The organism is Roseisalinus antarcticus (assembly GCF_900172355.1).
Taxonomy (GTDB): Bacteria; Pseudomonadota; Alphaproteobacteria; order Rhodobacterales; family Rhodobacteraceae; genus Oceanicola; species Oceanicola antarcticus_A.
The window spans coordinates 80,477-93,516 of the sequence record NZ_FWFZ01000007.1 but is presented as its reverse complement, the minus strand read 5'-3'; the positions used below and the strand labels follow the sequence as shown (position 1 = coordinate 93,516).

Sequence of the window (13,040 nt, the reverse complement as noted above, 5' to 3'; positions counted from 1 at the left end):
CAACGATGTCAGACCCGAAATCCGACCTTCCCCCCGCCGCGATCCGAGCCCTCGAAGAGGCCGAGGCCAGGCGCAAGGCCGCGAAAGCCGCCGACCTGCCGGTGGAGCTTGGCGGGCGCGACGGCCCCGAACCGATCCGCTACGGCGATTGGGAGACGAAGGGCATCGCCGTCGATTTCTGAAGCGGGCGGCGCGATCAGCGCAGGGCGAACCGCGCCTGGTCGCCCGTGCCCCGGTCGGCGGTGAACCGGACACGGTTGCCGTCGGTCTCGACCAGTTGGCAATTGAGTGGCCAGGACCGGCTGCCCCAGCTGAGCGTGCGGCAAAAATATCCGGCGTCCCAGGACCATGTGCCGGTGACGGCCTGACCCTGGGCAGAGCCGCCGATACTGCCGTCCGCCCGGACGGCCAGGGCGATCCCCAGCAGCGGAATGGCAAGCTCTCGGCCCTGAACGGTCGCGACGAAGCTTGCCCGGTCGCGGATCGGCGCGAACTCCGCCAGCGCCGGGGCGGCCGGCAGGGCAAACGCGAGGGCGAGGGCGAGGACAAAATCGAGGTGTTTCATCCTCCTGATACGCGCGGGGCGCCGGGTTGGTTCACACTCGGCCGCCTACAACCCAAGCACATCCGCCATGGAATACTGGCCCGGCCGCTTGTCCTGCCCCCAAAGCGCGGCGCGCAGGGCGCCACGGGCAAAGATGCCGCGGTCGGTCGCCACGTGCCGCAGGACGATTCGTTCGCCCGCCCCCGCGAACAGCACATCGTGTTCGCCCACAATGTCGCCGCCCCGGATCGCCGAGAAGCCGATCGCCCCGGCCTCGCGCGGGCCGGTCATACCATCGCGCCCCCGGTCGGCCACGTCGTCCAGCGCCACGCCCCGCCCCTCGGCCGCGGCCTCGCCCAGCATCAGCGCCGTGCCGGAGGGCGCATCGACCTTGGCCTTGTGGTGGGCCTCGACGATCTCGATGTCGAAAGCCTCGCCCAGCGCCTGGCTGACCTTGCGGGTCAGCTCCACCAGCAGGTTGACCCCAAGCGACATGTTCCCCGCCCGGACGATGACCGCGTGATGGGCCGCGGCGTCGATCTTTTTCAGGTCGTCGCCGGAAAGCCCCGTGGTTCCAATGACGTGCACCGCGCGGGCCTGGGCCGCAAGCGCCGCGAACTCCACCGTCGCGGCCGGCGCGGTGAAGTCGATGACCGCCTGTGCCCGGGCGAAGGCCTCCAGCGCGTCCGAGGTGACCGTCACGCCCAGCTCTGCGCCGCCCATGGCTGTGCCCACGTCACGGCCGATCCAGTCGCTGTCCTCGCGTTCCAGCGCCGCCACAAGATGGCAATCGGGCGACGCGCTGACTTCGCGAACAAGCATCTGGCCCATGCGGCCGGATGCGCCGGTAACGACAATCCCCGGGGTGTCGGTCATGGTTTTCCCCTCATTCCTTTGGCTGCCCCGCTTGGCAACCGATCCCTCGCGGCTTACATCGCCCCCATGGCTAAGAATAGAGATAATGCAGGCCCATCCCAGCGACAGCTGCGCGTGGGCGAATTGATCCGGCGGACCCTGTCGGACATCCTGATGCGCGGCGACGTGCACGATCCCGACCTTGGCCGCATGTCGATCACGGTCGGCGAGGTGCGCACGACGCCGGACCTGCGGGTCGCGACGGCGTTCGTCCTGCCCCTTGGCGGCCACGATGCGGAAGGCGCGATCGAAGCGTTGAACCGCAACCGCGGAGAGCTGCGGCGGCTGGTCTCGAAAGGGCTGACGATCAAGTTCGCGCCCGAATTGCGGTTCCAGATCGACAAGACCTTCGACCAGATCGACGAGACCCGGGCCCTGCTGTCGGATCCTCACGTCAGGCAGGACCTCGACGAATGATCCGGCTGGCGGCCGTTCTGGTGCTGCTGGCCGGACCGGCGGCCGCGACCACCTGTTTCGAGACCACATGGGCCGAGACCGACTTCACGATCTGCCAGGTCGATCCCGCGACCGAGGGCCTGCGCCTGTTCCTGTCCGACGCCGCGGGCCGGCCCTACCGCAGCTTCCGCGCGGTGGAGGACGAGCTCGGCCCGCTGCGCTTCGCGATGAACGCAGGCATGTATCACCCCGACCTGTCGCCGGTCGGGCACTACGTCGAAGAGGGCCGCGAAGAGATGCGGGTGATCCCGAACGAGGGCCCCGGCAATTTCGGCATGCTGCCCAACGGGGTCTTCTGCATCCAGGAGGCCCGCGCCTTCGTGATCGAGACCCTCGCCTACGAGCGCGATCGCCCCGACTGCCGCTTTGCGACCCAGTCCGGGCCGATGCTGGTGATCGACGGGGCGCTGCATCCGCGGTTCATAGAGGGCTCCGACAGCCGCCACGTGCGCAACGGCGTCGGCACCTCGGCGGACGGCCGTCGGGTGGTGTTCGCGATCTCCGACGGCGTGGTCAATTTCTACGACTTCGCCACGCTGTTCCGCGATCACCTGGGCCTGCCGAACGCGCTCTATTTCGATGGCAGGATCAGCCGCCTGCATGCGCCCGGTATCGGTCGGTCGGACGCGGGCTGGGCCATGGGGCCGATGGTCGGCGTGCTTGACGGGGGCGGCACGGGGGGCTAGCACCCCGCCTTCTTTCAGGACGGAGGCGACATGGGACGGCGGCGCAAGGGACGCGACATTTCCGGCTGGCTGGTGGTGGACAAGCCCGCCGGGCTGACCTCGACCACGGTGGTCAACCGCGTGCGGCGGGCGTTCAACGCCAACAAGGCGGGCCACGCCGGCACGCTCGACCCCGCGGCGACCGGGGTGCTTGCGATCGCCCTGGGCGAGGCGACGAAGACGGTTCCCTACATCACTGACGCGATGAAGGCCTACAGCTTCGTCGTGCGCCTGGGCGCCGAGACCAATACCGACGACACCGAGGGCGAGATCGTCCACACCTCCGGAAGCCGCCCCGATGACGAGACGATCAAGGCCGCGCTCGGCCAGTTCGTCGGTGACGTGATGCAGGTGCCGCCCGCCTTCTCGGCCGTCAAGATCGACGGCGAACGCGCCTACAAGCGGGCCCGCGACGGCGAGGAGATGGAGATCGCGGCCCGCCCGCTCTGGGTCGAAGAGCTGGTGCTGACCGACCGCCCGTCCCCGGACCTGGTAGAGCTGGAGATGACCTGCGGCAAAGGCGGCTACGTCCGCGCAATCGCCCGCGATCTGGGCCGGGCGCTGGGCTGCTACGGCCATGTCGAGCATCTGCGGCGGATCTGGTCGGGCCCGTTCGACGCGGCCGAGGACGGGGTGACGCTCGACGCCATCGAGGCGGCCGCCGGCACGCCGGAGCTGGACGAGATGTTGCGGCCGCTCGAGGACGGCCTGTTCGACCTGCCGAAGGCCAGCTGCCCCGCCGAAAGCGTGGGTCGCCTGCGCAACGGAAACCCCGCGCCGGTCATCGGCACGGGGCTGGATTACGGCGACGAATGCTGGGCCAGCCATGACGGCCATGCCATCGCGGTGGGCCGCTGGAAGGGGGGCGAGCTGCACCCCTCCCGGGTCTTCGTCGGCTAGGCCGGCAGAGCGCCTGTGCGCAGGCGCTCTGCCGGCCACCTGCACCAGCCGAAAGGCGAAGGCGGCCATGGCCAACCCCTCGCCCAGGGGCCGCAGCAACCTCAGCAGCAGGACGGCCAGCCCGACATCGGCCAGCGCCATGACCGCGTCCGCGGCGATGGCCAGGCGCAGGGGGTCCGCCCCGGCAGTGATGGCCACGGCCGTCGCGGCCGGGTCGCCCGGCACCGCGATGCCGGCGCGAAAGACAAGCTCTGCCGTCAGGCCAAGGCCGATGATGAGAACGTAGAGGCCGCCGGCCGCGCGGGCGGTCGCTGGGGGGAAGGATGATTGCATGACGGGTCTCATGACGGTGCTGAATGTGGTGTTGCGATGATGCTTACGCTGTAAGCGTACGAGAGCATTGGCTTACAACGTAAGTATCATCAAGTGTCGCACCGGTGGTCGAGATACGACCACCCCGAGGGCCGGGAGTCGCCGCAACCGCAGTTGAGTCCGACATCGCACCGCAGCGCATCCGGCAGGGCCCGGCGACAGATCCCCGCGGGTCCGCACAGGTCGGGCAGCTCCGGCAGGGGCGGCCTTTGCCGGTCGTGAAACAGCCGGCGGAGTCTGCGTCCAATCATCGGAGGGTCCTTTCTGAAGGTGATTCGCGCTCGATGCCTTCTTGGTAATTTCTTAAGTCCACTTGAGATCAAGACCCGGTGTGCGGCGACCGCTTCCCCCGGCGCCGCCCAGGCGTTAGAAGCGCCCCATGATCGAACGCAGCCACATGAAAGGTGACGCCGAGTCCGTCGCTGTCTATTCGCCCTGCGAGAACTATCGCTACCTGCTGACCCGGACCTGGGACCCGGACGGCGCACGGGCGCTGTTCGTCATGCTGAACCCCTCGACCGCGACCGAACGCCAGAACGACCCCACCGTCGAGCGCTGCGAGCGCCGGGCCCGCGCCCTGGGCTTCGGCGCGTTCCGGGTCACCAACATCTTTGCCTGGCGCGCGACCGATCCCAAGGCCCTGCGGCAGGTGGCCGACCCCGTCGGGCCGGGCAATGACGCCGCCCTGATCGAAAGTGCGACCCGGTGGATCCGCCCCGGCACCGGCGACCGGATCATCTGCGCCTGGGGCACCCACGGCGCCCTGCTTGACCGGAGCGCGGCCGTGGCGACCCTCCTCGGGGCCGCGAACGGATCGCTCTATCACCTCGGGCTGACCAAGGACGGCCACCCCCGCCACCCGCTCTACATCGGCTATTCGGTCCAGCCCGAGCCCTGGACGCCAGGCTGATCCGCCCGCCCGGCTCACCGCCGTTAACCTTTGCACCAGAATCCGCGCCGGAGATGGGCGAAAAAATGCTAGTGTCCGCGCCTAGTGACGGGCGTGCGTGCCTGTCGCAGTCTTGCATTCAGGAATTTTGCCGATGATCGGGTTGTTGGGGCTTCTTGGTGTGGCACTCCTCGGGGGGGCGCTGATGGATTTCGGCCCCACTGAAGAGGCCTCGGACAGCGCCGACAATGAAGATCCGACCACCGGCGACGATCCCGCGGGCGCGGACGGGAGCTCTGTCCTGACGGGCGAGGGCGGAGCCGAAGAGGAGTCTCCAGTCCTGAACCTCTGGGATTGCGGCGAGGACGGCCACGCCGCCTCCTCCGAAAGCCACGCGGCCAGGCACGGGACCGACGGGGCCGAGGAGTCGCCCGGGCCAGTCCTGAGCCAGACCGCCTCCGTCTCCGCCGCCGGAGGCCTCGACGCGGAAGCGCCGTTTGCCGAAGACACAGGTGCCGAAGACAGCCCCGGCCCGCAGACGGCGGCACCGCCGCCGGAACCCGCGCCTGCGCCCGAGTCCGAGCCTGAGCCTGCGCCCGAGACTGAGCCTGAAGACGTGGCCCCGCCCTCCGAAACTCCGGAAGAGACCGAGCCGCTGGAAGAAATCGAGATCACCCGGCACGAGACGGAAACGTGGTTCACCGGGACCTCTGGGGATGACAGCCTTGAGGGCGAAGACGGGCGCGACCTGATCCTTGGCCGGGACGGGGACGATTTCGCCGCGGGCGGCGAGGGCGACGATTACATCTCTGGCGACGACGGCGACGACACGCTGGACGGCGGCGCGGACAATGACGATATCCACGGCGGACGCGGCGACGACAGCCTCGCGGGCGGCGACGGGGACGACACGCTCGCCGGTCACGTGGGCGATGACACGATCGAGGGCGACGCCGGCAACGACACGCTGATCGGCGGCGACGGGGAAGACGATCTCTCGGGCGGCACCGGGGACGATACGCTCGCCGGCAATCTCGGCAACGACACGCTGGACGGCGGCGCGGGGGCCGACGTCCTGCACGGCGGGTCGGGCGAAGACACCTTGCGTGGCGGCGACGATTCGGAACGCGATTTCCTCAACGGCGGCGCCGGCGAGGACAGGATCGAGCTGGGCACCGGCGATGTCGCCAATGGCGGCACCGAGGCGGACGTCTTCGCCTTGCAGGGCACCGGTGCCGAGATCTCCGACTTCGACCCGGACGAGGACATGCTCGAGGTCAGCTATGTCGGCGATACCCCGCCCACGCTGAGCCAGACGGTCACCGATACCGGCGTCGACCTCTATGCGGATGGCGAGATAGTCGCCCATCTCGCGGGCCTGTCCGAGCTTGATCTTGGCAACGTGGCATTGATCCGGCTCTGACGTGCCGAAACCCGTTGCCTTTGGCGCGGGGATGCCCTAGGGGACGGCCTTCCGTTCGGGTTGCCCGGGCGGCAGAAACCTCCAAGGGCCTTGCTGGACGACATCCCGGCTCGCGCCATCACCTTCCAGACAGGAGACCCCGATGTCGATTACGCCCGAAGAAAAGACCCGGCTCATCAAGGAATTCGGCGACAAGGAGGGCGACACCGGCTCTCCCGAGGTGCAGGTTGCCATCATGACCTCGCGCATCGCGACGCTGACCGAACATTTCAAGATCCACAAGAAAGACAATCATGGCCGCCGCGGGCTGCTCATGATGGTTGCCCAGCGCCGGAAGCTTCTCGACTACCTGAGAGCCAAGGACGAGGCCCGCTACAAGGGCCTGATCCAGCGCCTCGGCATCCGCCGCTAAGCGCGGACAAACGCTGTCCGGGAAGGGGTCGCGAGAGCGGCCCCTTTTTCATGCCCGCCCGTTCACACCACGGCGCGGGTCAGCGAGGAGCGGCCCGACCTTGGCGAGGCATGCCTGGCGCGGCCCCCCGACAGGCCGCTTTCCACCACCGCCGTTTTCGTGTATGGCCCCGCAATCTGGGACGTGACGCCATGACCCCGGCGCATGGGATGATGATGGGGTCGGCGGCAATGGGGCCGCCACGCAAACGGGAGACCCGGGAACGCCCGGGAGTGCTCCCAATCAGGATACGCTAGATGTTTGAAGTCACAAAGAAATCGATCCAGTGGGGCGAAGAGACGCTGACACTGGAAACCGGCAAGGTTGCCCGTCAGGCTGACGGTTCGGTCATCGCCACACTGGGCGAGACCTCTGTCATGGCCAACGTGACCTTTGCCAAGAAAGCAAAGGAAGGGCAGGACTTTTTCCCGCTCACCGTCCATTACCAGGAAAAATACTACGCCGCGGGCAAGGTTCCCGGCGGCTTTTTCAAGCGCGAGGCGCGGCCGACCGAAAAGGAAACGCTGACCGCCCGCCTGATCGACCGTCCGATCCGCCCGCTGTTCGTGCCCGGCTTCAAGAACGAAGTGCTGGTGATGTGCACCGTGCTGTCGCACGACCTGGTCAACGACCCCGACATCGTGGCGATGATCGCGGCCTCCGCCGCGCTGACCATTTCCGGCGCCCCCTTCATGGGCCCGATCGCCGGCTGCCGCGTGGGCTTCGAGGATGGCGAATACGTTCTGAACCCGACCGTCGAAGACATGCAGGTTCTCAAGAACAACCCCGATCAGCGCCTGGACCTTGTCGTCGCCGGCACCAAGGACGCCGTGATGATGGTCGAGTCCGAGGCCTATGAGCTGACCGAGGCCGAGATGCTGGGCGCGGTGACGTTTGCACACGAGCAGATCCAGCCGGTCATCGACCTGATCATCCAGATCGCGGAATCGGCGGCGAAAGAGCCGTTCGACTTTGCCCCGCCGGACTACAGCGACCTCTACGAGGTGGTGAAAGCCGCTGGCGAAGAGGGCATCCGCGCCGCCTATGCCATCTCCGACAAGCAGGAGCGTGTGACCGCCATCGCCGCGGCCAAGGACGCCATCAAGGCCGCCCTGACCGAAGAGCAGCTGGAAGATCCGAACCTCGGCTCGGCCGTGAAGAAGCTGGAGTCGACCGTTCTGCGCGGCGATGTCGTCAAGAACGGCCGCCGCATCGACGGCCGTGCGCTGGACCAGATCCGGCCGATCGTGTCCGAGACGCAGATCCTGCCCCGGACGCATGGCTCCGCCCTGTTCACCCGCGGCGAGACGCAGGCACTGGTCGTGACCACGCTGGGCACCGGCGACGACGAACAGATGATCGACGCGCTGCAGGGCACCTACAAGTCGAACTTCCTGCTGCACTACAACTTCCCGCCCTACTCGGTCGGCGAAGCGGGTCGCGTGGGCCCTCCCGGTCGGCGCGAGATCGGCCACGGCAAGCTGGCGTGGCGCGCGTTGCAGGCGGTCCTGCCGCCGGCGACCGATTTCCCCTATACGATCCGCCTCGTCTCCGAGATCACCGAGTCCAACGGCTCGTCCTCGATGGCGTCGGTCTGCGGCGGATCTTTGTCGATGATGGACGCGGGCGTTCCGCTCAAGGCGCCGGTGGCCGGCGTGGCCATGGGCCTCGTGCTTGAGGATGACGGTTCCTACGCCATCCTGTCCGACATCCTTGGCGACGAGGATCACCTCGGCGACATGGACTTCAAGGTCGCTGGCACCGAGAACGGCATCACCTCGCTGCAGATGGACATCAAGGTCGCGGGCATCACGCCCGAGATCATGGAAAAGGCGCTGGCGCAGGCCAAGGCCGGCCGTCTGCACATCCTGGGCGAGATGTCCAAGGCGATTTCGACCGCCGGCGACTTCTCGGTCCACGCGCCGCGCATCGAGACCATGCAGATCCCCACCGACAAGATCCGCGAAGTGATCGGCTCCGGCGGCAAGGTGATCCGCGAGATCGTGGAGCTTTCGGGGGCCAAGGTCGACATCAACGACGAGGGCATCATCAAGATCGCATCGCCCAACGGCGAGGCCATCCAGAAGGCCTATGACATGATCTATTCGATCGTGGCGGAGCCGGAAGAGGGCAAGATCTACAAGGGCACGGTCGTCAAGATCGTGGACTTCGGCGCTTTCGTGAACTTCTTCGGCAAGCGCGACGGGCTGGTCCACGTGTCCCAGATCGAGAACCGCCGCCTGAACCACCCCTCGGACGTCCTCAAGGAGGGCCAGGAGGTCTGGGTCAAGCTTCTCGGCTTCGACGATCGCGGCAAGGTGCGCCTTGCCATGAAGGTCGTGAACCAGGAGACCGGCGAAGAACTGGCCAAGGAAGAAGCGGCGGAGTAATCCGCCTCTTCCGACCGTGTCGGACAGACAGACCGGAAACGCCCGCCGACCCGTTCGGCGGGCGTTTTCTTTTGTTCGGTCGCCCGCGCCGTCACCGCCGGGCCCAGCGTCCAGACCCGGGCAATTCACGCGTACCGACCGCGGCGAACATGGTATACTGACGGGAACGCCAACACGTCAGCCCGGGGAAAGAGCATCATGAGGTCAGCAGGATCAGCGGCGGATGCATCACCGCGCTACCGGTGGACGGTCCTTGCCGTCACCACGATCATCCTCGCGGTGACCATGGGGCAGATCGTCAATGGCCTGTCGGTCTATTTCGTCCCGATGAGCGAGAGTGAGGGCTGGGGCCGCGGCGACATCGCCCTGATCAATTCTTCCGGCCTGCTGGGCCTTGCCCTGGGCTCGCTGGTCATGGGCTTCGCGTCCGAGCGGTTCGGGGTCCGGCCTGTCGTCCTGATGGGCATCGCGACGGTTGGTGCGATGACCATGCTGGCCTCCTGGGCGACGGACCTCTGGCAATTCTACGTGCTCTACTTCATCGCCGGGGCCCTCGGAGGAAGCGCGATCTCGGCGCCGTTGATGGCGCTGGTCGGCAACTGGTTCGCGGCGGGGGCGGGGCTGGCCATCGGCATCGCCTCGGCGGGCCAGGCGCTTGGACAGGGCGGTGTGCCCTTCACCGGTGCCCTGCTGATCGAGGCCATGGGCTGGCGCGGCGCGATGATGACCCAAGGCATCGTCACCCTCCTGGTCCTGCTGCCCGTGGGGCTGCTGCTGCGCGATCCGCCCGTGGTCAAAGGCGCCGCCGCCGCGTCGGAGGAGACGCCCTCCGGCCTTCCCAACACGGTCATCATGCTGTGGATCGCGCTGGCCACCGTGTTCTGCTGCACCTGCATGGCGGTGCCGTTGATGCATCTCGTCCCGCTGATCCAGGGCCGCGGCTTTTCCGCGCCCGAAGCGAGCGGCGTTCTCTTCGTCATGCTGTTGACGGCCATCGTCGGCCGGGTCGCCTTCGGCAAGCTGACCGATATCATCGGCGCCTTGCCCGCCTATCTGACAGCGTCCGCCTGGCAGACCGTCATGGTCTTCGGCTTCTACTTCATCGACCGGATCGGGGTCTTCTACGCCTATGCCGTGGTCTACGGCTTCGGCTACGCAGGCGTCATGACCACGATCATCGTGACCACGCGCAACCTGACCGCCCCGGCGCGGCGGGCCTCGTCGCTCGGGGTTGTCATGGCCTTCGCCTATGCCGGCCACGGGCTGGGCGGCTGGCAGGGCGGGGTCTTCTTCGACCAGACCGGCGCCTACCAATGGACCTTCGCCAATGCGGCCATCGCCGGCGTGATCAACCTGGCCATTGTCTCGGCGCTCTGGCTGACGATCCATCGCCGGCCCAGCCCGGCGCTGGCCTGACGGCCGGCCCGGTCAGTCGCGGCCAGGATAGAGATACGTCATGCAGAGGGGGGCGATGTCGCCAGCGAAAAACTCCGGGTCCGCAGCCATCCTCTCGGCAAGGAAAGCGCGTTCGGCCAAAAGCAGGTCGCGGTCCGTGTCACAGCAGGCTTGACGGGCGGGGCGGTGCAGCAGCCGTGCGAGGCGGGACCGGAGGCTGACGGGGCGAGAGATCGAGGTCATCGGGCGGTCGTTTCGGAGACATGAGACTGATCCGATCCTGGGGCCCGCGGCCGCCCTGCGGTATCCGCTCCGGCATTGTGCGGGTCTTCGGAAATGAAGAGCCGGTTTCACAACTGGTCCGACGTGCGCGTCTTCCTCGTCGTGCTGCGGCGCGGCTCCACCCTCGCGGCGTCGAAGGAGCTGGGCCTTGCGCAGGTCACCGTGGCGCGGCGGGTCGAGGCGCTGGAGCATGCGCTGGACCTGACCCTGTTCGAGCGTGACACCCGCGGCTTTCACCCGACCGGCGCCGCGATCCGGCTGAGACCAGCCGCCGAGGCGATGGAAGCCGCGGTCGCGCAATTTGGCCAGGCTGCGGAGAGGGCCCGCGCGACCGACCTGCAGCCCATCCGGCTGACCGCGCCGCGGGTCAATTTCTCCGACGGCCTCGCGGCGATCTTGGCCGAGTTCGCCGAGATCCGGCCCAGGATCAACTTCGAATGTATCTCGAGCTACACCTTCCTCGACCTTGCGGCGGGCGAGGCGGACGTGGCGATCCGCATTTACCGCGAGGTCGAGGACGACCGGCTGATCTGCCGCCGGATGACCACGGCCTTGTCGACCCTCCACGCCACCGCCGCCTATGCGAACCGCCACGGCCTGCCGGCCTCGGCCGACGAATTCGCCGGGCACCGGTTCGTCGCCTATGCGGGCCCCCATACGCCCCGCCTGATCAACGACTGGATGCTGGCGCGGATCGGGCCCGATTAGGTCGTGTCGCGCTGCTCGGACGCGGAATCGATGATCGCCGCCCTCAAGACGGGTATCGGGATCGGGCCGGTTCCGACCTCGCTGGCGCACGACCAACCCGGCCTGATCCGGTGCTTTGACCCGCCAGAGGGAACCGACACCTCCTCTTGGCTGGTGATCAGCCCCGAGGCCTGGCGCCGGCCGGAGGTCAAGGCCTTCTCGGCGTTCTTCGCGCCCCGGTTCATCGCCATGGTGCGTCAGTGGCAATGATCCCCGGACATGGCGCGCGGTGGCGACAGGTTCGACCCTCACGCCTTTGTGCGGAACAAAAGGTTTGGCTTCCCCCGGGCCTGCCGTTAATGTCTGATTGGTCCCGTGCCTGGGGACGCTGCCAAATCTAATTTACCAGGAATCAGGGCTGTCCAATGCTGTCTCGCCGTTCATTCATCGCCACCGCCCTTGCCTCGGGGGCCGCCGTTTCGCTGGGGCCCGCGGCCCAGGCCCAGGGCTACGTCTTTCCCGAATCCATGATGCCCCGGCTTTTCCGCCTGGCCGAGCCGCTTCCGCCTGGTGAAATCCACGTGTTTCCCGACGATTTCGGGCTGTACTGGTCGCTGCCCGCGGGCGACGGCAGCGTGATCCGTTACTCGGTCGGGATCGGGCGCGCCGGGCTTTATGAATCGGGCGAGTTCTACGTGGGCGCCAAGAAGGAATGGCCGTCCTGGCGCCCGACCGACGAGATGATCGCGCGGGACCCGGGCTCTTACGAGCAATATGCCGACGGTATGCCGGGCGGCCCGAACAACCCGCTTGGGGCGCGTGCGCTCTACCTGTTCGAGCCGGGCCGCGGGGACACGTTCCTGCGCATCCACGGCACCACCGCGCCCCGCACGATCGGGCGCCGGGTGTCCAACGGCTGCGTCCGCCTGGTCAACTCGCATATCGCGCACCTCTACGAACAGGTGCCGCAGGGCACCCGCGTCGTGCTGCTGTGACGGGACGGGCTGCGCCAGCGCGGCCCCCGTCACTCAACCAATCCAAAGGATCGCTGCCATGATCAACAGACGAAACTTTCTGGCCAGCGCCGGTGCCTCGCTTCTGGCCGCGCCGGCCCTGGCCAATGCGCCGACGCAGATTCCGGCCGACATGCGCCGCGAACTGGTGGAGCTGAACACCAACCTGACGCCGGGCGACATCCACCTCTACAAGAACAGCCACAACCTCTATTTCATCATGCCGAACCGCCAGGCCATGGCCTACAAGATCGGCGTCGGAGAGCTGGGGCGTCAGTGGGACGGGGCGACCACGATCCAGCGCAAGGTCGAATGGCCGTCGTGGACGCCGACCGCCAACATGGTCCGGCGCGACCCTGACAAATACCGCCAATTCGCGGGTGGCGTGCCCGGCGGGCCGAACAATCCGCTTGGGTCGCGTGCGCTCTACCTCTACCGCGGGGGCCGGGACACACTCTATCGCATCCACGGCACGCCGCAGCCCTGGACGGTTGGGCTTTCAAGCTCGAACGGCTGCATCCGGATGTTCAACGAGGACGTCATCGACCTCTATGAGCGCGTGCAGATCGGGGCGACGGTCGTCGCGCACTAGCGCCTC

At 67.6% G+C, this 13,040-nt stretch carries 15 protein-coding genes and 1 pseudogene; 13 read left to right on the top strand and 3 right to left on the bottom strand.

Going from position 1 to position 13,040, the window contains the following annotated elements:
• Nucleotides 1-5 precede the first annotated feature (5 nt).
• The gene (locus ROA7023_RS08755) at nucleotides 6-182 is read left to right on the top strand and encodes a DUF1674 domain-containing protein (protein ID WP_085878642.1); all 177 of its coding nucleotides are present in this window, start codon (nucleotides 6-8) and stop codon (nucleotides 180-182) included.
• Nucleotides 183-196: 14 nt separating this feature from the next.
• On the opposite strand, the gene ROA7023_RS08750 is transcribed toward ROA7023_RS08755, so the two are convergent.
• Entirely contained in the window at nucleotides 197-565 is a 369-nt protein-coding gene (locus ROA7023_RS08750) for a hypothetical protein (protein ID WP_085878641.1), read from the bottom strand.
• 45 nt (nucleotides 566-610) lie between these two features.
• Complete coding sequence (gene dapB, locus ROA7023_RS08745) at nucleotides 611-1,420, bottom strand: 4-hydroxy-tetrahydrodipicolinate reductase (RefSeq protein WP_085878640.1); 810 nt, start codon at nucleotides 1,418-1,420, stop codon at nucleotides 611-613.
• A gap of 66 nt (nucleotides 1,421-1,486) precedes the next feature.
• Between dapB and rbfA the strand changes: the two genes are divergently transcribed.
• Genes rbfA through truB form a run of 3 tightly spaced genes read left to right on the top strand, consistent with a single transcriptional unit; the run spans nucleotide 1,487 to nucleotide 3,540 of the window.
• Nucleotides 1,487-1,876, top strand: coding sequence for a 30S ribosome-binding factor RbfA (gene rbfA / locus ROA7023_RS08740; RefSeq protein ID WP_085878639.1), 390 nt, complete (start codon nucleotides 1,487-1,489; stop codon nucleotides 1,874-1,876).
• Nucleotides 1,873-2,601 carry a phosphodiester glycosidase family protein gene (locus ROA7023_RS08735; protein ID WP_085878638.1) on the top strand — a complete coding sequence of 243 codons (729 nt, stop codon included), beginning with the start codon at nucleotides 1,873-1,875 and terminating at the stop codon, nucleotides 2,599-2,601. The genes rbfA and ROA7023_RS08735 overlap by 4 nt, the downstream gene beginning before the upstream one ends.
• A gap of 30 nt (nucleotides 2,602-2,631) precedes the next feature.
• Entirely contained in the window at nucleotides 2,632-3,540 is a 909-nt protein-coding gene (truB, locus tag ROA7023_RS08730) for a tRNA pseudouridine(55) synthase TruB (protein ID WP_085878637.1), read from the top strand.
• 45 nt (nucleotides 3,541-3,585) lie between these two features.
• Here truB and ROA7023_RS08725 read toward each other — a convergent pair.
• Nucleotides 3,586-3,873, bottom strand: a pseudogene (locus tag ROA7023_RS08725) (DUF4386 family protein); the annotation flags it as partial.
• 418 nt (nucleotides 3,874-4,291) lie between these two features.
• Between ROA7023_RS08725 and ROA7023_RS08720 the strand changes: the two are divergent.
• The 9 genes from ROA7023_RS08720 (at nucleotide 4,292) to ROA7023_RS08675 (ending at nucleotide 13,034) form a co-directional block, all read left to right on the top strand.
• Entirely contained in the window at nucleotides 4,292-4,822 is a 531-nt protein-coding gene (locus tag ROA7023_RS08720) for a DUF1643 domain-containing protein (RefSeq protein ID WP_085878636.1), read from the top strand.
• Nucleotides 4,823-4,955: 133 nt separating this feature from the next.
• Nucleotides 4,956-6,224, top strand: a complete 1,269-nt coding sequence (locus ROA7023_RS08715; protein WP_085878635.1) for a calcium-binding protein — start codon at nucleotides 4,956-4,958, stop codon at nucleotides 6,222-6,224.
• Nucleotides 6,225-6,366: 142 nt separating this feature from the next.
• The gene (rpsO, locus tag ROA7023_RS08710) at nucleotides 6,367-6,636 is read left to right on the top strand and encodes a 30S ribosomal protein S15 (RefSeq protein ID WP_085878634.1); all 270 of its coding nucleotides are present in this window, start codon (nucleotides 6,367-6,369) and stop codon (nucleotides 6,634-6,636) included.
• A gap of 296 nt (nucleotides 6,637-6,932) precedes the next feature.
• Entirely contained in the window at nucleotides 6,933-9,065 is a 2,133-nt protein-coding gene (gene pnp, locus ROA7023_RS08705) for a polyribonucleotide nucleotidyltransferase (protein ID WP_085878633.1), read from the top strand.
• A 198-nt stretch (nucleotides 9,066-9,263) separates the two neighbouring features.
• Nucleotides 9,264-10,481 (top strand): MFS transporter, encoded by a 1,218-nt coding sequence (locus tag ROA7023_RS08700; protein WP_085878632.1) that lies wholly within the window; start codon nucleotides 9,264-9,266, stop codon nucleotides 10,479-10,481.
• Nucleotides 10,482-10,796: 315 nt separating this feature from the next.
• Complete coding sequence (locus tag ROA7023_RS08690) at nucleotides 10,797-11,450, top strand: LysR family transcriptional regulator (RefSeq protein ID WP_085878630.1); 654 nt, start codon at nucleotides 10,797-10,799, stop codon at nucleotides 11,448-11,450.
• A gap of 3 nt (nucleotides 11,451-11,453) precedes the next feature.
• Nucleotides 11,454-11,699, top strand: a complete 246-nt coding sequence (locus ROA7023_RS25655; protein ID WP_085878629.1) for a LysR substrate-binding domain-containing protein — start codon at nucleotides 11,454-11,456, stop codon at nucleotides 11,697-11,699.
• A gap of 155 nt (nucleotides 11,700-11,854) precedes the next feature.
• Nucleotides 11,855-12,424, top strand: a complete 570-nt coding sequence (locus ROA7023_RS08680) for a L,D-transpeptidase family protein (RefSeq protein ID WP_085878628.1) — start codon at nucleotides 11,855-11,857, stop codon at nucleotides 12,422-12,424.
• A 58-nt stretch (nucleotides 12,425-12,482) separates the two neighbouring features.
• The gene (locus ROA7023_RS08675; protein WP_085878627.1) at nucleotides 12,483-13,034 is read left to right on the top strand and encodes a L,D-transpeptidase; all 552 of its coding nucleotides are present in this window, start codon (nucleotides 12,483-12,485) and stop codon (nucleotides 13,032-13,034) included.
• Nucleotides 13,035-13,040 lie beyond the last annotated feature (6 nt).